The organism is Opitutales bacterium (assembly GCA_013215165.1).
Classification (GTDB): Bacteria; Verrucomicrobiota; Verrucomicrobiia; order Opitutales; family JABSRG01; genus JABSRG01.
The window spans coordinates 25,317-43,847 of record JABSRG010000006.1 but is presented as its reverse complement, the minus strand read 5'-3'; the positions used below and the strand labels follow the sequence as shown (position 1 = coordinate 43,847).

At 51.1% G+C, this 18,531-nt stretch carries 20 protein-coding genes; 16 read left to right on the top strand and 4 right to left on the bottom strand.

The annotated features are described in order from the left end of the window. The first annotated feature begins 7 nt into the window (after positions 1-7). The 4 genes from HRU10_01690 (at position 8) to HRU10_01675 (ending at position 3,932) form a co-directional block, all read left to right on the top strand. Entirely contained in the window at positions 8-769 is a 762-nt protein-coding gene (locus HRU10_01690; GenBank protein ID NRA25944.1) for a sugar phosphate isomerase/epimerase, read from the top strand. Between the two features lie 172 nt (positions 770-941). Further along, the gene (locus tag HRU10_01685; GenBank protein ID NRA25943.1) at positions 942-2,177 is read left to right on the top strand and encodes a beta-ketoacyl-[acyl-carrier-protein] synthase family protein; all 1,236 of its coding nucleotides are present in this window, start codon (positions 942-944) and stop codon (positions 2,175-2,177) included. Positions 2,178-2,230: 53 nt separating this feature from the next. Further along, complete coding sequence (locus HRU10_01680; GenBank protein NRA25942.1) at positions 2,231-2,491, top strand: acyl carrier protein; 261 nt, start codon at positions 2,231-2,233, stop codon at positions 2,489-2,491. 19 nt (positions 2,492-2,510) lie between these two features. Beyond that, entirely contained in the window at positions 2,511-3,932 is a 1,422-nt protein-coding gene (locus HRU10_01675) for an FAD-dependent oxidoreductase (protein NRA25941.1), read from the top strand. A 49-nt stretch (positions 3,933-3,981) separates the two neighbouring features. Here the strand turns inward: HRU10_01675 and HRU10_01670 are convergent, their stop codons facing one another. The 3 genes from HRU10_01670 to HRU10_01660 form a co-directional block, all read right to left on the bottom strand. Further along, positions 3,982-4,410, bottom strand: a complete 429-nt coding sequence (locus HRU10_01670; protein ID NRA25940.1) for a hypothetical protein — start codon at positions 4,408-4,410, stop codon at positions 3,982-3,984. A gap of 30 nt (positions 4,411-4,440) precedes the next feature. Continuing rightward, positions 4,441-4,680, bottom strand: a complete 240-nt coding sequence (locus HRU10_01665) for a hypothetical protein (GenBank protein NRA25939.1) — start codon at positions 4,678-4,680, stop codon at positions 4,441-4,443. A gap of 150 nt (positions 4,681-4,830) precedes the next feature. Next, a complete protein-coding gene (locus tag HRU10_01660) occupies positions 4,831-5,730 on the bottom strand; it encodes a phytanoyl-CoA dioxygenase family protein (protein ID NRA25938.1) in 900 nt (299 codons plus the stop codon). 177 nt (positions 5,731-5,907) lie between these two features. Between HRU10_01660 and HRU10_01655 the strand changes: the two genes are divergently transcribed. The 10 genes from HRU10_01655 to HRU10_01610 all read left to right on the top strand — a co-directional run bounded on the left by HRU10_01655 (position 5,908) and on the right by HRU10_01610 (position 15,281). Further along, positions 5,908-6,630, top strand: a complete 723-nt coding sequence (locus tag HRU10_01655) for a helix-turn-helix transcriptional regulator (protein ID NRA25937.1) — start codon at positions 5,908-5,910, stop codon at positions 6,628-6,630. Positions 6,631-6,824: 194 nt separating this feature from the next. Next, positions 6,825-7,862 (top strand): quinone-dependent dihydroorotate dehydrogenase, encoded by a 1,038-nt coding sequence (locus HRU10_01650; GenBank protein NRA25936.1) that lies wholly within the window; start codon positions 6,825-6,827, stop codon positions 7,860-7,862. Between the two features lies 1 nt (position 7,863). Then, a complete protein-coding gene (locus tag HRU10_01645; GenBank protein NRA25935.1) occupies positions 7,864-8,721 on the top strand; it encodes a hypothetical protein in 858 nt (285 codons plus the stop codon). Further along, on the top strand, positions 8,702-9,715 hold the full coding sequence (locus tag HRU10_01640) for a DNA photolyase (protein ID NRA25934.1): 1,014 nt from the start codon (positions 8,702-8,704) through the stop codon (positions 9,713-9,715). The genes HRU10_01645 and HRU10_01640 overlap by 20 nt, the downstream gene beginning before the upstream one ends. 17 nt (positions 9,716-9,732) lie before the next feature. After that, positions 9,733-11,226, top strand: coding sequence for a hypothetical protein (locus HRU10_01635; protein NRA25933.1), 1,494 nt, complete (start codon positions 9,733-9,735; stop codon positions 11,224-11,226). A gap of 3 nt (positions 11,227-11,229) precedes the next feature. Then, on the top strand, positions 11,230-11,529 hold the full coding sequence (locus HRU10_01630; GenBank protein ID NRA25932.1) for a YciI family protein: 300 nt from the start codon (positions 11,230-11,232) through the stop codon (positions 11,527-11,529). A 145-nt stretch (positions 11,530-11,674) separates the two neighbouring features. Continuing rightward, positions 11,675-12,856 carry a lipase family protein gene (locus tag HRU10_01625; GenBank protein ID NRA25931.1) on the top strand — a complete coding sequence of 394 codons (1,182 nt, stop codon included), beginning with the start codon at positions 11,675-11,677 and terminating at the stop codon, positions 12,854-12,856. Beyond that, positions 12,853-13,569 (top strand): hypothetical protein, encoded by a 717-nt coding sequence (locus tag HRU10_01620; GenBank protein ID NRA25930.1) that lies wholly within the window; start codon positions 12,853-12,855, stop codon positions 13,567-13,569. The genes HRU10_01625 and HRU10_01620 overlap by 4 nt, the downstream gene beginning before the upstream one ends. Positions 13,570-14,725: 1,156 nt before the next feature. After that, the gene (locus HRU10_01615) at positions 14,726-14,944 is read left to right on the top strand and encodes a DUF433 domain-containing protein (protein ID NRA25929.1); all 219 of its coding nucleotides are present in this window, start codon (positions 14,726-14,728) and stop codon (positions 14,942-14,944) included. Positions 14,945-14,948: 4 nt separating this feature from the next. Continuing rightward, the gene (locus HRU10_01610) at positions 14,949-15,281 is read left to right on the top strand and encodes a DUF5615 family PIN-like protein (GenBank protein ID NRA25928.1); all 333 of its coding nucleotides are present in this window, start codon (positions 14,949-14,951) and stop codon (positions 15,279-15,281) included. A gap of 15 nt (positions 15,282-15,296) precedes the next feature. Here the strand turns inward: HRU10_01610 and priA are convergent, their stop codons facing one another. Next, positions 15,297-17,567 carry a primosomal protein N' gene (gene priA, locus HRU10_01605; GenBank protein ID NRA25927.1) on the bottom strand — a complete coding sequence of 757 codons (2,271 nt, stop codon included), beginning with the start codon at positions 17,565-17,567 and terminating at the stop codon, positions 15,297-15,299. 83 nt (positions 17,568-17,650) lie between these two features. Between priA and HRU10_01600 the strand changes: the two genes are divergently transcribed. Both HRU10_01600 and HRU10_01595 read left to right on the top strand, forming a co-directional pair. Next, a complete protein-coding gene (locus tag HRU10_01600; GenBank protein ID NRA25926.1) occupies positions 17,651-18,145 on the top strand; it encodes a transcriptional repressor in 495 nt (164 codons plus the stop codon). A gap of 15 nt (positions 18,146-18,160) precedes the next feature. After that, complete coding sequence (locus HRU10_01595) at positions 18,161-18,526, top strand: hypothetical protein (protein NRA25925.1); 366 nt, start codon at positions 18,161-18,163, stop codon at positions 18,524-18,526. Positions 18,527-18,531 lie beyond the last annotated feature (5 nt).

The following is an 18,531-nucleotide window of genomic DNA, read 5'->3' as shown; positions in this document are numbered from 1 at the left end:
CCTTTTTATGCTAATTCCCGGCCTGGTATCCATCACTTTTCGAAACCTTACGCCTAGAGAAATCATCACGATCTGTAAGACTAACCGACTCAAAGCCATCGAGTGGGGTGGCGATATCCACGTGCCGCATGGTAAAATCACACAGGCGCAGGACATCGCAAAACAAACCCAAGATGCCGGTCTCTCCGTCGCTGCTTACGGTTCCTACTACAAGTGTGGAGTAAGTGAAGCAGAGGGTCTACCGTTCCGTACGGTCCTAGAAACTGCGGTTGCTCTGGGCGCTCCTTCTATTCGCGTATGGACCGGTAACCAAAGTTCAGCGGAAATCGACGATGCTCAGCGCTCCAAATTAGCTGAAGACTGCTATCGCATCTGCGATCTTGCTAGCAATCACGGCATCAAAGTCGCGCTAGAGTATCACTTAAATACCCTCGCGGACACCCCAGAATCTACTTCTGAGTTTTTAAAAGACGTAAATCACCCGAATCTATTTTCGCTTTGGCAGCCATTTCCAGACACGTCAGCAGAATGTGGCCTCAACCAAATTGGTCAGCTGGATGAATGGCTCCTCAACCTTCACGTTTTTCATTGGCGGAACGATCCACCCAAACGGCGCGCTTTATCTGAAGGCATCAAACCATGGCAAGCATGGATAGAGTATCTCAAAGACTCACCTCGAACTCATTTTTTACTTCTCGAGTTTGTTCGCAATAACTCATCTGAAGCATTGGCAGAAGATGCCCATATCCTTCATCAGCTTTGCGCGTAGATTCCAAAGCAATGTTTTTCGACCATATCCGAGAGTTCCAGAAAGTCTCTAAGAGACGTTTCTGAAACTAAAGATCATCTAACGTTCCAAACCTCAACCGCAAACCCGCCTTTATCGCTTCGCCGTTGACACCCCTCAGCAAATCCATGCTTTTGCTTGTCTTTTGGAATCGATGGAACGCAGTCGCATAGTGATCACAGGTCTAGGCCTAACCTCTCCTCTAGGAAACGACCTGGCTACTTATCGGAAAAACCTTTTAGCTGGAAAAAGCGGTGTCGAGCTGATCGACATGCGCTACATGGGGAAAGTCCCTGCCGGCGTTTGTCATTTCGATCCCTATAAATACCAGAAACGCAAAGAAGTCCGCATCGGCACACGAGCTGGCAGCATCTCCATTTACTGTTGCCACGAAGCTGTCGCGAATAGCCAACTCGATTGGGAAAACTTTAACAAAGAACGCGTTGGCGTCTACATCGGCACCACCGAGCACGGTAACGTCGAAACAGAGAACGAAGTCTACAACATTTCTCAGTTCGAATACGAAACCAAGTATTGGAGCCATCACCACAATCCCCGCACCGTCGCCAATAATCCCGCTGGGGAGGTGACCATTAACATGGGGATCACCGGACCACACTATGCTATTGGTGCTGCCTGCGCTGCAGGAAACGCCGGCATCATCCAAGGCTTACAGATGCTCCAGCTCGGTGAAGTCGATGTGGCCCTGGCCGGTGGCGTTTCGGAGAGCATTCATACTTTCGGGATTTTTGCTGGATTCAAGAGCCAAGGCGCCCTCGCTGAGCACGAAGACCCTACCCTAGCCTCACGCCCATTTGACCAAGGTCGCAACGGGATCGTAGTCAGCGAAGGTGGCGCAGTGTATGTGCTGGAACGCCTTGAAGACGCACTCGAGCGCGGTGCTCCGATTATAGCAGAGATCGTCGGATACAGCATCAATTCCGATGCCAGCGACTACGTATTACCCAACCCCGTGCAACAGGCAGTCTGCATGCGCCAGGCATTGAAACGAGCGAACCTGGAGCCAATGGATATCGACCTCGTGAGCACCCACGCTACGTCCACCCCACAAGGCGACATCCAAGAGTGTGTGGCCATTCGCGATGTTTTCGGCGACTCGCCCACAACCGCAGTCAACAACACCAAGAGCTATATCGGCCACGCCATGGGAGCAGCCGGTGCCCTCGAATTAGCAGGAAATCTCCCCTCACTTGAAGACGGACTGATACACCCGACCATCAACATTGTTGACCTTGACCCCACCTGCGATCTTCCCACGCTCGTGAAGAACGTGCCCGAACAACGCGACTCCGTGACGCGTATCCTCAACAACTCCTTTGGAATGCTCGGGATTAATTCCGCCCTCATCATCGCCAAATTCGAAGAATAACGCTGAACATCGACCCAACCGGTCAACCGCGCATCCCTCACACTTTTCAGAAAATGACAGAAGAAGACGTCAAACAAATCGTAAAAGACATCATCGAAGAAATCGCTCCGGACGAGGATACATCTGACCTCAAGGACGAAGTGCGCCTCCGCGACCAGCTTGACCTGGATTCCATGGATTTCCTCGACATCGTCATGGAACTGCGCAAACAACACGGGATTGAAGTCCCTGAAGCAGACTATCCAGAGCTAGCCAGCCTCGAGTCTTGTGCGACCTACCTGACGCCCAAGTTTCTCGCGAAGGCCGCCTCCTAATTTCCAGCGTCCGCCTCCCTTGGCTACGCTGAAGCGACAGCACTACCACACCGTCATTATCGGCGCCGGCATGGCCGGACTCGCCGCTGGCATCCGTCTCGCGCTTGCCGACAAGCCCTGCCTGATTCTCGAACGACACGAGGCCCCGGGAGGGCTAAATTCGTTCTACAGCCTACGTAAACGCCGCTACGACGTGGGTCTACATGCTATGACGAATTACGTCTCGGCAGGCGTCAAAGGCACCCCTCTCGCCAAAATTTTTCGCCAACTCCGGATCCCACGAGACGCCTTCGACCTGAGTGAACAATGCGGCTCCCGCATCGCATTTCCCGGTGTAGATCTCCATTTTTCAAATGACATCGCCGTCCTTGAGTCCGAGGTAGAAGCAGCCTTCCCCGATCAAATCGACGGCTTTCGACGTCTGGTCGAATTTGTCAAAACCTTCGATGCCACCGACCTCGATGCTGGCGAGCGCTCGGCTGATCCTGTAGTGGCCGAATTTATCAGCGATACCCTGTTGCGCCACATGCTCTACTGCCCAATCTGTTACTACGGCAGCTCACGGGAAAATGACATCGATCTAGGCCAGTTCGTCATCATGTTTAGCGCCCTCTTTCTCGAAGGCTTCGCACGGCCCTTCGCGGGTGTCCGCCAAATCATCAGAGCGCTTACCCAGAAATATGCCAACCTCGGTGGCGAGCGCCGTATGCGCCTCGGAGTGAAGCAGATCCACACCGACGGTCCCCGCGCCCAAGCTTTGGATCTGGTTGACGGCAGCACCATCACGGCAGACAACATTGTCTCCACTGCTGGCATGGTAGAAACAGCACGCCTCTGCTCCGACCAACCTAAAGACTCGGGCGCTGAAGCCATCGGCAAGCTTTCCTTTTGCGAAACCATCACCGTCCTTGACCAACAGCCCAAAGACCTAGGTTGGGATGAGACGATCATCTTCTTCAACGATGCCGAACGCTTTGACTACCAGTCTCCCGAAACCGGTCTCATCGATCCTCGCAGTGGCGTCATCTGCTTCCCAAACAACTACCAATACGCCGACGGTCAGCAGCTCGAAGAAGGCCTCCTTCGCGTAACAGCATTAGCCCATTACGATCGCTGGAAAGCCCTGGATCCCGACGCCTATGCAGCAGCCAAAGAAGTCGGATACACTCAGCTCCAAACCGCAATCCAGCCCTATCTAGCCCAACCGGCTCCTGAAAATTTTGCCGATCATATCCTCGATACCGACATGTTCACCCCACTCACCGTCGAGCGCTTCACGGGCCACCTAGGCGGTGCCATCTATGGCAGCACCGAAAAACGTAAAGACGGCCTGACCCACCTGGATAATGTCTTCATCGCCGGAACGGACCAAGGATTCCTCGGCATCGTCGGTGCCATGCTCAGCGGCATTTCAATAGTAAACCGCTACCTCGTGCGCTGACTTCGCTTGCTTAACTTCGCCGACGCAGCGTGCCACTGGAACCCGTTGTTCATGCATGGATCCAATCGAGGATAGTGAAACCGTCGAAAATCCTAAAATCCCGTTCGTTCGTTGTCATAATTTCCCGAATCCCCTGGCCAGAGTAGATTGCGGCAATCTCCGTGTCGTGAATCCGCTTCCGCCCCAGGCGATGTTCAGTCATCCAGCCCCACTGTTGAGCCACGGAAGACTGAGTGGGCAATACCAACATCGTTTCCTTCCCAGAAAGCATGCGATCGAGACAATTGACTGCAACAGACATCGAAAGCGGCCGCTCGAATCGACGCACGTCTGTTGTGATATGAACAAATTCATCAAGGACTACCGGGCAGAGCGCCAGACGTCCGCCACCCTTTACAATGCTAGAGACAGCGTCGCGTGCCTCCGTATGATGACGATGACTGGCAATATGGAAGGCAACCAGGGCTGTGGTATCCAAACCTACTATTCGAGAATTCGACTTCACCACCTAGATCTCCGACATTTCATCGAGAATATCTCCCTCAAACACAGAATCCACCCGCATTTCCCCCAAATCCATAGGTGCCATGGCAAGAACGCTCTCATGAGGCTGTGTGTTAATCCGCTCAGCGTGATACATTTCCATAGCCTCACGAATGAGTTCCGAAGCCTTGCGATCTACCTTTCGCGCATAAGCCTGAAAATCTCGATAAACAGGTTCTGATACATTGATAGATATATTTTTCATATATATCTATGTATATACAATTGCCGATAGCACCAGCCAAAATACTCACGACTTCAATTGCCAAAAAGGCTGTAATTGTTTGCCACTCGACCTACATCAGTCCTCACCCCAACTAACGCCCAACAGTAAAACTCGCAACGCTGCGAAGAGCTAACACACGCGACCACGTGCCCCAGCTAGTGAATGCCCAATAGGTTTTTCGCCAATCCATCTCTCATCGATCGCTTGCGAAGCAGGTTGATAACGAGAATCTACGGATATACGGAAACGGTCGGACTGGTTATCAAGCGAGCAATGGACTATCTTCATTCCAAAAATTAAGAGATCTCCCATTTCAAAGTCCGCTGTAAGCCAACGGCCCCCCAGACGCCGGGGCAGACTTTGGGGATGCGCACCCAAATGCCCTGCCCTATGAATGGGCTCTCCTGCTTTGATGCGTGCTTGAGCCTTCGCAGAATTCTCGCAGTAGCTATCAACATCCAGATCGAGGTAACTCCCTCGCTTTGCCGAGGTCTGATGCGAGTTCTCCAAGATCATAAGACCGCCGAGTTCCGTCCTAAAGATATCATCTAGTGGTGTCCATGTCGTGAGGAGCTCATCTGTTCCGCGACCCATATAGACAATGTCACAATGCGGTTTAGAGGCCATCTTTGGAGGCATCGCACGCAGCCAAGTGAAGTCAAAATGGCGCGAAGGCTCCCCAAAGAGATCATCAAAGAACTGCATAGTGCGTTTTCCATAGAGCAGTGCTTCAACGCCGGGAACTTTCTTTCCAAGTAAATTATGGGGTGCTCTAAATTTACCAGCATGCCAATCTGAATCGACGGCTAATTTGCCTGCTTCATGGAGAATTTCGAGAACCTGATTCTTAGCAAATTCTACTTCTTTACGTGGATGAAACCCACGTATAAACAGATATCCTTTTTCATCCAGAAGTATTTTAAGTTTCTTCTTATTAAAAATATAATCAGTATCTTCGATTAGATCAGCCATACCTTCAAGCTGAACACCTTGGGAGATAGTCACAGATTCTTCCGGGTATTTTTTCATCCCTAAAAGGTATCAATTTCAAGGAATGAAAAACATGATGATTATGATCTTTTTTTTGTATATTCTGGTCATATCATTGACATAGTGTTTTTCCGCCTCGAAAAAAATCTAGATCTCTCGTTCGGTGCAATCACTCGCATTGCACATCTCCACAAGAACCGCGGTATTCCTCATAATATGCCGCGCACTTGGGATCGATACGCTCTAGTGTTGGTTGAAAGCGGAACAGGAGAGTTGCGTCAGTCCGAACAGTCTTGGCGTGTTGATCCCGGCACAGCCTTTGTTGTTCAACCTGGACTCCCCCACAGCTATCAGCCCGATGGCGATAGCTGGTCAGAAACCTATGTTATATTTATAGGACCGGTGTTTGACCTCTGGAGAAATCAAGGGCGCTTCGACCCACTCCAACCGATTACTATCGCTGAGCCTGTTTCTCACTGGAAAGAACGCATACAATCTCTTGTAAAAGACTCGGCTGACATAACACCACACACCCTCACAACCGAAGTGCTCAACCTACTCCAAATATTGAGCGATCTTTGGATGAGAAGAGGCCACCCTGAGCCATGGCTGCAAAGCTCAATTCAGGCTCTCCGGGCTCAGCCTGGGAAACAAATTGACTACCAGGCAGTAGCCCAATCGGTTCATCTGTCTTACGAGCACTTCAGAAAAAAGTTCAAAGTAGCTACTGGAGTCTCTCCGCACAATTACCGGTCACGATTTTTAATGGAGCAGGTCGCACGAGAGCTTATTTCGACAGATATCAATCTTGCTCAACTCGCTGAGCGTTACGCCTTCACTGACGAATTTCACCTCGCCAAGCGATTTAAACAAATCACCGGAATAACACCTGGCCGTTACCGCAAAACCCAACGAGAGTTTCCTGCCAAACACTCATAGTCAGCCTAAATTGCCAGTCCGTTGCTCAGCGACTTGCCGTTAAAAAACCGCATTCCACAAACTAAAAAATTCGCGTTCATTAGCGTATATTCGCGGATCAAAACAACACTGCAAAGCCCCATCACTGTAGGATACCGACCAACTCGCTTTTGCATGGACGCACCTATGGCGATTGTGAAGACTCTATCTAAATTATGCTCTACTCATCCGTCATCCGCCCATACCTATTCCGGAACGATCCCGAGGTGGCTCACGAATGGGCCATCGATTGGATGGAGCGGGTATCTGCCATACCGCCCGTGCTCAAATTGATGGAAGCCCTCTACACTGTGAAAGATCCAGTGACCGTCGCGGGTATCGAGTTTCCAAATCGCGTCGGACTCGCGGCGGGCATGGATAAAGATGGCCGCTGCGCACCTGGTTTTACTGCCCTGGGTTTTGGTCATGTCGAAGTCGGCACGGTAACGCCTGACGGGCAGCCGGGAAATCCCAAGCCACGCATGTTCCGCTTCCCCGAGGAGCAAGGCCTTATCAATCGCATGGGTTTTAATAACAAAGGAGCGGCAGCCATGCGCCACCGCCTCGAAAAGAATTTTTCCAGAGCAACACGACGAGGCATTCTTGGCGTCAACCTAGGAAAGGCAAAAGTCACTCCCCTGGACCAAGCCACTCAAGACTACGTTAAAGGCATCGAAGCTCTGGGCCCCCTTGCTGACTATATCACCATCAATATCAGTAGCCCCAATACCCAAGGGCTCCGCGATCTGCAGGGAGCCTCTTACTTAAACGATTTATTAGGCCCGATCGTAGGATCGCGCACGCAGGTATCCGAGACGATTGAACGCGCCCTTCCCATTTTCCTGAAAATTGCTCCCGACATTACTGAGGAGGAATTGGATGTCATCCTCGATGCCCTCCAGCAACATGGGTTTGACGGCATCATCGCCACAAATACGACGCTCGCTCGTCCAGGTCCTTTCTCGAGGGTCGATGAAGCAGGAGGCTTGTCCGGCAAGCCGCTCACGGATCGTGCAACCGAGATCATCTCGATTATCGCCCAAAAAACCAAAGGGCAGCTCCCCATAATCGGAGTGGGTGGCATCATGACCCCCGAGGACGCCCTGGAAAAGATCAAGGCCGGTGCGTCCCTTATCCAGCTTTACACAGGCTTCGTCTACGGCGGACCAGACTTTCCGAAACAGGTCGCAAAATACATCGCGCAAAACACCTGAATTGGACCTCATCGTAACAGCACTACGGATCGAGGCCGAACCCTGGCTCAATCGCCTCGAACTGATAAAACATAACAGCTCAGGCAAACTGGAATTGTTCCTCAACGCCGAACAGCAAACCGCAGTCTTGATCACGGGAACTGGTCGCATCGCTATGGCGACTGCTTTGACTCAGACCCTAGCAATATGGCCGCATCTAGTGAGCCCTGACCTACCCGATGTAGTTATCAACTTTGGCCTGGCAGGATTCATCGATACGGACGGGACACCTCCAAAACGCGGAACCCTTCGCCTCATCCATCGTATTGATGAGCAGGCCACCGGCCGATCTTTTTACCCAGACCGACTCGTTCAGACCGACATCCCGGAATCCGCGCTTACCACTCACGACCAAATTGTCACCCATCAAACGCCGGGCGCGCAGGGCTGGGTCGACATGGAAGCATCGGCGTTTTTTCAAGCCGCTCGACGCTTCCTACCCACGCACCACTTTCACTGCCTTAAACTCCTCTCCGACTATGGATCGAAACGTCTGGATGTAGGCGAAGTTCGATCACTCGTTAGCACAGCCTTTGAACCCGTCGAAGCATACCGAGCACAAGCACGAAAGATAGCGCCGCCTTGCCCCAACCCTCTACAGAACAGTCACCTACAATGGATTGAACTGGCGGCTCACACACTACGCCTCACCCAAAGCCAAAGCAGCCAGTTGCGCGAAGCTGTGCACGGGGCTTTGCTACGCAATGCTGATGCAGTCGCAAAACGCCTTGCTCAGCCGATCAAAGCCCTCAGTTCCTCTCAACCTAGTGCACGTAACGCACGCTGTGCCCGTTTACTTGATGAGTTCCACAACCTCTAGATTCTCCCACATCTACCACGAACCGGAAACGCGGAATACTAGACTGGGAAAACATGTAGCCGAGAAATTCCCAGAGGCAATCTGGATACCCGTTGATCATTACAAAGACGTATTCAACCGACCCGGACAACACTTCCAAAGCCAGAAGAAGAGCATGAAGCTTATCCTGGCATATAAAGAAGCCCCCTACCTCTATGACGGGAGTGAACAAGCCCAAGACTTTGGTTATACTAATTTCACCTACAACACCCCCATCGCGAATTGCCTCTACAACTGCGATTATTGCTTTCTCCAAGGACTCTACCCGTCTGGAAACATTGTCCTCTACGTGAACCAAGAAGACATACTAGAAGCCGTAGACCAGGCGATTCCTGAGCGGAGCGATACCAGCCAACCCCTTTACCTAGCCCTCTCCTACAACACAGACCTACTTGGCTTTGAACACCTGTTCCCCGTTTCGCGGTTCTGGATCGAAGCGGCGCGTGCGCGGAGCGATCTGGAGATAGAGATCCGCACCAAGTCTTCCAACTTCCGTGTCATCTCAGACATCCAACCCGACCCCTCGATTCTGCTGGCCTGGACTCTGTCGCCCGATCGCGTCTATCGCCGCTACGAATCTTGGACTGCCTCTCCAAAACGTCGCCTCAAGGCGGCACGTGCCGCGCGGGATGCCGGATGGCGCGTCCGCCTCTGCATCGATCCCGCGATTCCCATCGAGGGCTGGGAATCCGCCTATACCGAGCTGCTCGATGCAGTCCAATCCAGCTTCCAAGCAGAAGAGCTGGATAGCTTCAGCCTAGGCACGTTCCGCATGGGCCTCGACACCTTCAAGACCATACGTAAACAGCGTCCCGATTCAGATCTTTACTTCCAGCAACTCGAACGCAAATCTGGCCTCGTTTCTCTCAAAAATGAGCACCACCAATCCGTCGTCACGTTCATACAGGATAGACTCGAGGAAGCATTTCCCCGAGTCCCCGTGGCCGTCGGTTAACCCCCTTTTACAGATCAATGGATCAAGCTTTAGTGATCGGCGCCGATTCGCGCCTTGGTGAAGGCCTCTGTCGGCGCCTTCTTAAAATTGGATTTCGAGTCTTTGCCCTCGGACGCGATTTCTCAGCGAGTGGGATCGACGACAAGTCGTTTATAAAACTCGAGATCGATCTGGCAGACTTCAGCGCGGTGCACGACGCCATCGGAAAGATCCACGAGGCCGGCGCATGCCTTTCAGTGGTCGCGTTCACCAGCAACTACTTACCCCAGCAAACTGAGTTTAACCGCATTGCACCCGAAGAGCTCGAACTCTTTTTAAAGCTCCATACGGCTCTTCCACTTTTCGTCGCACGGCTCTGCATCGAAGACCTCAACCAGACGCACGGCAACTTGCTCTATGTGTGCCCATCACAAGCCGTTGAGGAAAGCCAGCCCGTCCTGTCTCTCGCGACGCTGAGTCCGCTCAAAGCCGCATTTGAGGCTCTACAGCGTCAGAACCACGACTCAGGCCTCAGAATCACAATGCTCCACACCGAGTTCTTCGTCACGGAAAGCGACTCTTCTGAACAAAGTGCTGAGGCGGATGTAAAACAACACATCGACTCCCAAAACCGCATCGACCCCGAAGCCGTAGCCGACGTGCTGGAACAATTGGTGATCGGACGCGAGGGCAACTTCGCAACAGAAATCTACCTCCGCCCCCGCACCCCTAAGGGCCCAGCTCCTCTCGCGCGCACAGTCCTGAAACCAGGCAGCTACAGCAGCGTCCAACTTCCGCCCCCGGACAAAACCCGGCGCGAACCTGAACTCATCCCCACACTCAAGCCCCAGCGCAAAAACTCCAAACCCAGCGACGAACCCGTCACCTACACCAGCCTAGTCGAGTCCCTAGAATACGACGAAGCGGCTGAAGAAGAATTTGAAGCCCGCGTCGAGGCCCAGCCAAAATCACGCTCGCGCGGCCGCGGCGGACGTGGTCGGAAGCCCGACACCCGCGATACTAACTCAACCGACAAAGACGACGATTCATCCCCGTCAAATCAAGAAAAAGGAAGCTCTGACGAATCGACTCCCAATCGCAAACAACAGCGCAACCGCGAACGCCGACGACGCTGGAAAGAACGTCGCTCCCAGCAACGTGACACCCCACAGCCCGAGGAAAAGAAAGAGCCCAATAACAAAACCGTTGAGGAAGAAAAAACCCCCATAGAAACAGATTCAGCCGATGAGCCTGCACCCAAAAAACGCCCTGCCAAAAAATCTGCCGCCAAGAAGAAGGCACCCGCTAAAAAATCTGCTTCGTCAGAACTGAAAGCCAGCGACTCAGCTCAACAAAAAGCCCCCTCAAAAACCGACACAGCCGCTCCTAAAAAACGCACGCCAGCCAAGAAAAAGACCCCGGCAAAAAAGAAAACAGCCCCCAAGAAAAGCCCTGCCAAAAAGAGGACAGCAGCAAAGAAACGTACCCCAGCTAAGAAGGTCTCAGCGGAACCAGATGATAAATACACCTAGCTCATGCATTACATACTCTTCTATAAATATGCGTCTGACTATCTCGAGCGACGCGGAGTCTACCGGGATGAGCACCTCTCCCTAGCAAAAGCCGCTATCGATCGAGGCGAGTTATTCTTGGGTGGTGCCTTTGCAGACCCAGCTGACGGAGCCGCACTGGTGTTTAAAGGGGATTCCCCCGAGGCCGCGGAATCTTATGCAAAGGCAGATCCTTATGTCACCAATAGACTCGTGACTTCTTGGCATGTCCGGGAATGGACCACAGTAATCGGGAAAGATGCAGCATCCCCGATCGTTTCGTGAAGTTAGAGTTTGGGAGAAAAAAAGAGGCGCAGCCATTTAATCAGAGATGAAGCAGGATCTATCTTACAACACTCTCTCCGATGATCCGCTTCGTAGCCTATGAGATCTGAAAAGAGATTTTCACAGATCCTGCTATCAATCCGGCATGCCAGATGAGAAAAACCTGTTAGAAAATGCAAAGGAGCTCGGCCAAAATGGAGCTCATTACCCGACCCAGCGTGCCGCATTTAGCAATCGAACCGCATGGCTCATGGCGATCTTAGCAGATGCGGCTTATATACGTTTCGAACAAGCCACGGAAGAGTCAGTGTTCAAGCTGGCCGAAGACTTGGCGGAAATTTCCGATCCGAAAACAATCGAGGTGCGCCTCTCAGAGCTTAAGTCACGATGGTCTGAAAATAGAGGCGATGCGTCTAAGCTTGAGGAAATCCTGGGGCTAGCTGGCTTAAAATTGCAGGCGACCATCTTTAATGATGAGGGGGATCCTACTAACGACACCGAGGCCTTTTTAGCGACCTACGATGACCCGGATAATCCTGACCATCGGTTTGCAGTGATCGCCTTCAGGGGCTCCACCTCTGCTGTAGACTGGCTCAATAATGTCGATGCAAAGCTCGAGGATGTAAGAGCGAAGCGACCAGATGAAAAAGTACCTCCACAAGTGCATCGAGGAATTTGGAGGAGCTACAAGAATGCAGAAACGGACATAAACGAACAACTGAAGTGCGTTCGAGAATACCCGCTCTACCTTACCGGTCATTCTCTCGGAGGAGCGCTCGCAGTCTTATGTGCTTATTTCCAACCCAAAGATAACCTGGCTGCTTGCTACACCTTTGGAGCGCCTCGCCTGGGTAATTATGAGTTTTTCCAGGAGTTTTATACCCCTATATACCGGGTCGTAAACTCGTTTGATCCGGTCACCTTACTCCCACCTTCTAAAGAACATGTGGCCGTGCTGAAGTTTATAAACCAGGTGCTATCTACATTTCTTTTCCCTTCATTCTTTTTATGGTTCCGAAAATTCGCGACGAAACGTCAGGGATACCTTCATGCGGGTGACTTGAGATACATGGCTAATGCTACCGAGGATAAAGATGGTGAATTCACCTTTAAGACCTTCACGAATTTCGACTTGGGCCAGCGAATTAAGCGCCTGATATCAATCATAACTATGCCGGACTCCTATCGCCGAATTGATCGCTATCATGATATGGGACTCTACCGAAGGAAGCTCCGGCATTTGGCCCGCCCGCGTAATTTAAAGATATTCAAGCCGGAAAAACCAAATGAAGCGAAAACCGATCCCATAGGAGACTTGGGGTCATGAAGGTGAAATTGCTTTTCGTCCTCACTCTGCTACTGGGCTTCGTTTTTGCAGCAGCTATCGCTGTTGTAAATGTGAGGGGGGTGTCCGGGCCACGCATCATTGAGGTGCCCATGAAAGAGATCTTAGATCAGTTGTCTCAATACTACTCTCTAGAGGTTAATCTGCACGATGATATCCTCAATCGCCCAATGAAGATTGAAAATCGTTATTCCACTGGCTCTTCATTGTTAAACATCCTCACGGACTCATTGAATGAGGAGATCGTTTTTGAAGTCAAAGCTAACGAGTATGGCGGATATGTGAAGATCTCCGAATATCGTAACTGGTTTGAGCGCATATATGACCATGTCTCTGATACTATCCATGGCTGGGGGTCGAAGGTGACCTCCTTTTACTCATGGATCACCTCGATTGAAGTGCTTTTGATCGCCTCAATAGTCATGGGTATAGTTGTTATCATCCGCTATAGATTTTGGGGCTTTCTAGGGGTCATCCCGCACTCTGCAAAGGCTAGGATTTTGAAAAGATTCGCCGCCTCGAAGTCAGCAAACGAGCTCAAGTCGATCATCAACTTGGCTGTCGCAAACGAATTTTTAGCGGATGACACCGGTAAGAAACTCACTGGATTCGTAGACGATCTTAATAATGAAAAATCGAAATATGAGTGGAAGGATCGCGGTTTTCGTAAACGGGCTGATTTTAGAAGTCGTTAAGCCATTGATTCACAGTTGAATCGTCTTCCTTCGGCCTCGGGCTTACCATAGAGTGACGGGTCGATTTCCCTGCCTTTCGCTGCGATATGGACTGAAGTGGATCGAAACCTGTCCAAGGTTCGGAACCACTTCAAACATCCCCGCTCACCAGAAGCCAAGCGAGGACAACGAAATACCCGATGTTTCCATCAATGGATTGAAAAAAGCGGCTCTCCAAGACCCTATCAAAACAAAAAACCCCGCCACACGTTGTGGCGGGGTCGGCTAAATGCCCGAGAGAGTCCCTCTATTCAGCACATTCGCAGCAAGCACATACTGTGCAGGTGCAGTCGGCTTCGCAGCATGGGCATGGCCCGTTCTGTTCGGCTGCTATATTTGTGGCTACTCCTAGTGAGCAGGCCATTGCTAAGGCTATAAGTGTTTTCATTTTGATACTTTGGTTTAAATTTAAAATCGAATTAGAATCTCAAAATTAAGCCAACGCCTTCGGAGGCGGTGTATCGGGCGAATGAGTTAAAGATGACCCGATTTCACGGGAAAACCGAAAATGAAAACTCTCCTGACCCAGCGAGCAATGGGGCTGCTCTTGATGATACAAAAGTATTTTCGAGAAGAATGTATTACAATTCTGACAGTGCTCAGAACAGCATGATTCGGAATCTTTTAAAAGGTCGCACGGATCATTATTCCCCGAAGGTGAACAGCACGACTCCACAACAATCGATAAATCCGCCTCACTCGAGCAGCAGCACGAGCCCGAATCATGGGAAAAATCACTAACCGCAGGAAACGAAACGCTGCCCAAAATCACTCCGCTTGAGATCAGAAAGCATAAGATGTCACGGAGCGTTTTCATTAGGACTGTAATCATAACGTTCGTCAGCATATATCGAACTTCAAGTCATTCTGGCAGAAGAGCCCCAAAGAGATCAATTATTCACCCCCCGCATCACCTCAGATTCCTTTCTCGGCCACAAATTCCAATCACCACGACAGGCTTCAGGAACGATTCGCGTTCATTCGCGTGAATTAGCGGATAAGGAGTGGACTCATTCTCAATCACACGGCTCTTATCTCAGAATTCCCAAAGACTACCCCAGCCTACAACCATTTAAATGTGTTTGATCGAATATATTGACCGCATATAGTGTGAATTATGGAAATCGAGGACCACATCGAGATCGATCCCCAAAAGAGATCTGGTAAGCCATGCATAAGAGGCTCTAGAATAGCGGTTTACGATATTTTCGACCTCTTAGCATCAGGCCAATCTGTTGACGAAATACTTGAAGATTTCCCTCAGCTCAAAATCGACGATATCACAGCCTGCTTCAAATTCGCAGCCGATAGAGAACGCCGGTTGTTGAGCGCATAAGAGTATGAAGCTGCTCTTCGACGAGCATTTCTCTTACAGAAGTGTCAAATTGCTCTCTCAAGACTTCCCGGGCTGCCACCACATAAACTTTTTCAACCTGGAAAATGCAAGTGATGAAAAAATTTGGTATTTCGCCGCACGGGAAGGCTATACAATCGTAACGAAAGATGATGATTTTCATCAAAGAGCTTTAACTCTTGGTGGGCCTCCGAAGATTATTTGGATTAACACTCCAAATATGAGACGAGCAGAAACAGAACAGTTTTTCCGATCAAAGAGAGAACAGATTATTGATTTCGAAAATCGTAAAGAATCGCTTCTAGTTCTAAGCGGGTAGCGCTCGATGCAACGGCTACGACAAATTCATCGGATCCACGTCCATCACATCGGTCACCTCGGGATCCAGGGGAAACGACGCACGTAATCTCCGTAGTTCGCGGACGAGCGGCATAGCCTGGGGTGCGAAAAACCACACTTGGTAGCGATAAGTATCACGTATTTTAAGAATGGGTGCTGGGGCCGGACCGCGGACTTCGACGGGGATCTGCATATTCGCTTCAGCGAAGGTAACCCATTTATCGATATAGAAACTTACTTTGTCTTCATTGCGTCCACGAAAAATGTGACGCACGAGATGCCGATAGGGCGGATACAAAAATTCCTTTCGCTGCTCCAACTCTTCGGCATAGAACCCTTCAAAATCGTTCTGCCGCGCAAACAATAGCGGCCCGGCATGCGGGGCGAAAGTCTGGGCGATCACCTCGCCTGCCGCATCACCCCGCCCCGCTCGACCCGCGACTTGAACCAAGAGCTGAAAAGTCCGTTCGGTCGCTCGGAAATCGGGCATATGCATCGATAGATCCGCGTCGATGAGTCCAACCAGTGTGACATTGGGAAAATCAAGCCCTTTGGCGATCATCTGGGTACCAATCAAAACATCAATACGCCCGCGTCGAAAATCGTTCAGGATGCTGCGATACAGATTCTTTTTGCTCATCGTGTCGGCGTCCATACGCACCACCTGAGCGCGGGGTAACAACGCCTTTACTGAGGCTTCGATCCGTTGTGTGCCGAAACCGCGTTTACGCATTTGCGTCGAACCACATTGCGGGCAGCGCTGCGGCACCGGTTGTTCGACTCCGGACAAATGGCACCGCAAGACTTCATCGGCCTGGTGGTAGGTCATTGAAATACTGGAGTTAGGCGATTCCGCAAACCAGCCACAGTCGAGGCATTGCAATGCACTCGAGAAGCCACGACGGTTGAGAAAAAGGATACTCTGTTCCTTCTTTTCAAGACGATCAATCAAGCCATCTGCAAGAATCCGTGAGATCCCCGTGCTCCCCTTAGCTTTGAGCACCTCCATACGCATATCGACGATATGGATCGTTGGGAGCGGACGATCGATGATGCGCTTCTTCATTTCATCGACCCCGTATTTCCCCTGCTCCACATTGTAGAGTGTCTCCATCGAAGGTGTGGCCGAACCAAGTACGCACAACGCGTTGTTCAGACTCGCGCGGAAGACTGCCAAATCGCGCCCTTGATAGCGCGGCGTCTCTTCCTGTTTATAGGCGGGCTCGTGCTCCTCATCAACAATGATGAGGCGCAAATCGCGCAGGGGAGCGAAAATCGCAGAACGGGCTCCCACGACCACGCGACAGGCTCCGGTGACTACTGCACGCCAGGCATCAAAACGTTCACCATCGGCGAGATGACTGTGCCAAGCGACTGCCTCTAACCCCTGCGCTTTAAGGCGTGATCTAAGCCGAGCGACTGTCTGAGGAGCCAAAGCGATTTCGGGCACAAGAAAGAGCACGCTGCCTCCCTCTGCTAAGACTTTTTCAGCAGCCTTCAGGTAGACTTCCGTCTTCCCCGAACCCGTCACGCCATGCAGCAGCCGCACGCTGAAAGCACCTGAATCGAGTGCCTGCCTATGTTCTTCGACTACGCGCTCCTGATCAGGACTCAACTCAAACCCACCCTGCTGAATCTCTTCAGCTTCCTCGCCCAAAGCATCCGCATAGCCATCGCGCTGCACAGTCTGAAACAACTCTTCTAGCCAGCCTTTCGCCACTAAAGATCGATAACTCGACACCCCAATTTTTAAACGTTTTAGCAGCGGAACCTTCGGGACCGGTTGGATTTGATCCCTGACAAATGAGAGCAATTTGGCCTGCTTAGGCGCACGCCGTTTTAGAGTGTCCAGATCCTCTTTGCTCGGTTTAACTTTTCCAGGCTGCACGAGCACAGTCACTCGAGGAGCCATCCCACGGCGTACCGCAGCAGGAAGCATCATCTCGTAAACTTGGTCCAGACGACAGGCGTAATAGCGTGCAATCCACCGAGCCAACTTCATAAGCTCAGCCGTGATAATAGGAAACGGATGAACGATTTCGGTGACTAGTTTTGGTTTAAAATCGAGCGGCGCGGCATCATCGAATTTCTCCACAACTCCAAGCTCCGAGCAGTTCCGAAGAGGAATCCTGACTAAACAACCTTCTGCCATCGCCTCCATCAAATGATCTGGAACCCGGTAAGTCAGTCCATCATCCAACTTCGCGCCGGCAGCCAGGGGAATAACCTGGACAAAGCACGTGGATTCTTGATGAAGGAAAGCCATTTCAGAAAAGGATTAAAAAAATATCGAATTACTCGTTAGCTTTCGCTCGCCTTGATCTCAATTTCAATTTTGTCTCAATAAGGATGGATGACCATACACCGAGCACTCGCGATGACATTCTGGAGTCATTCAAAAAGTATTTAGCCTCTGAGGGCCTGCGCGTGACGAACCAACGCATCGCAATCTTCGATGCCGCATTCGCCATGCCTGACCACTTCACAGCGGATGATCTATTGGACGCAGCGCGTAAGATCGATCGATCGGTCTCGCGCGCAACAGTCTATCGAAGTATTCCGATCCTCATCGAAAGTTCCGTAATCCGCGAAGTCGACGTTGCTAAGGAGCACAAGTTTTACGCCACCAACCACGACGTCACCACCTTCAAGGCACAGGTCATTTGCACAGAGTGCGAAAAAATCTACGAGATCGATGCCCCATTCATGGAGTGGTATGGAAAGTCGGTTGCCGACAAGCTGGACATGGAGATCGTTTCTCGACGCCTCCAGGTCACCGCTCGCTGCCGCAAGGGTAAAAAATGCCCTGACAAACGGAGTAGAGAGATTGCGCTCGGAGCCTAACCAGGCCCGGAGACGATGAAGGAAAGAGATTTGGAGTTTGAAGTCGCGTTCTTTCGTGACGTCTACGAACGGGGCAAGAGCGATATACGCGTAATCGAGACCCTGGGTCACCTCTACACCACGACCGGACGCATTACCGAAGGCCTGCGCATGGATCGCCGTCTGGTTAAGCTGCAGCCAGACAACCCTCTAGCCCACTACAACCTCGGCTGCTCGCTTGCTCTCAAGTCTCGCAAAAAGGACGCAGTTGCCTCCATCCGCAGAGCAATCGAGCTGGGCTACCGCGACTTTTCCTGGATGAATGAGGATCCAGACCTCGAAAACATCCGGAACTATAACGGATATTTAAACTTACTGAATGAATTAGAGATTTTAGATTGAGCACG

Excerpts from the sequence above, each read along its gene's own strand:
- HRU10_01690 (NRA25944.1), top strand. The coding sequence starts at position 8 with ATGCTAATTCCCGGCCTGGTATCCATCACTTTTCGAAACCTTACGCCT.
- HRU10_01685 (NRA25943.1), top strand. The coding sequence starts at position 942 with ATGGAACGCAGTCGCATAGTGATCACAGGTCTAGGCCTAACCTCTCCT.
- HRU10_01680 (NRA25942.1), top strand. The coding sequence starts at position 2,231 with ATGACAGAAGAAGACGTCAAACAAATCGTAAAAGACATCATCGAAGAA.
- HRU10_01665 (NRA25939.1), bottom strand. The coding sequence starts at position 4,680 with ATGAAAAATATATCTATCAATGTATCAGAACCTGTTTATCGAGATTTT.
- HRU10_01660 (NRA25938.1), bottom strand. The coding sequence starts at position 5,730 with ATGAAAAAATACCCGGAAGAATCTGTGACTATCTCCCAAGGTGTTCAG.
- HRU10_01655 (NRA25937.1), top strand. The coding sequence starts at position 5,908 with ATGCCGCGCACTTGGGATCGATACGCTCTAGTGTTGGTTGAAAGCGGA.
- HRU10_01650 (NRA25936.1), top strand. The coding sequence starts at position 6,825 with ATGCTCTACTCATCCGTCATCCGCCCATACCTATTCCGGAACGATCCC.
- HRU10_01640 (NRA25934.1), top strand. The coding sequence starts at position 8,702 with ATGAGTTCCACAACCTCTAGATTCTCCCACATCTACCACGAACCGGAA.
- HRU10_01635 (NRA25933.1), top strand. The coding sequence starts at position 9,733 with ATGGATCAAGCTTTAGTGATCGGCGCCGATTCGCGCCTTGGTGAAGGC.
- HRU10_01630 (NRA25932.1), top strand. The coding sequence starts at position 11,230 with ATGCATTACATACTCTTCTATAAATATGCGTCTGACTATCTCGAGCGA.
- HRU10_01625 (NRA25931.1), top strand. The coding sequence starts at position 11,675 with ATGCCAGATGAGAAAAACCTGTTAGAAAATGCAAAGGAGCTCGGCCAA.
- HRU10_01620 (NRA25930.1), top strand. The coding sequence starts at position 12,853 with ATGAAGGTGAAATTGCTTTTCGTCCTCACTCTGCTACTGGGCTTCGTT.
- HRU10_01615 (NRA25929.1), top strand. The coding sequence starts at position 14,726 with ATGGAAATCGAGGACCACATCGAGATCGATCCCCAAAAGAGATCTGGT.
- HRU10_01610 (NRA25928.1), top strand. The coding sequence starts at position 14,949 with ATGAAGCTGCTCTTCGACGAGCATTTCTCTTACAGAAGTGTCAAATTG.
- priA (NRA25927.1), bottom strand. The coding sequence starts at position 17,567 with ATGGCTTTCCTTCATCAAGAATCCACGTGCTTTGTCCAGGTTATTCCC.
- HRU10_01600 (NRA25926.1), top strand. The coding sequence starts at position 17,651 with ATGGATGACCATACACCGAGCACTCGCGATGACATTCTGGAGTCATTC.
- HRU10_01595 (NRA25925.1), top strand. The coding sequence starts at position 18,161 with ATGAAGGAAAGAGATTTGGAGTTTGAAGTCGCGTTCTTTCGTGACGTC.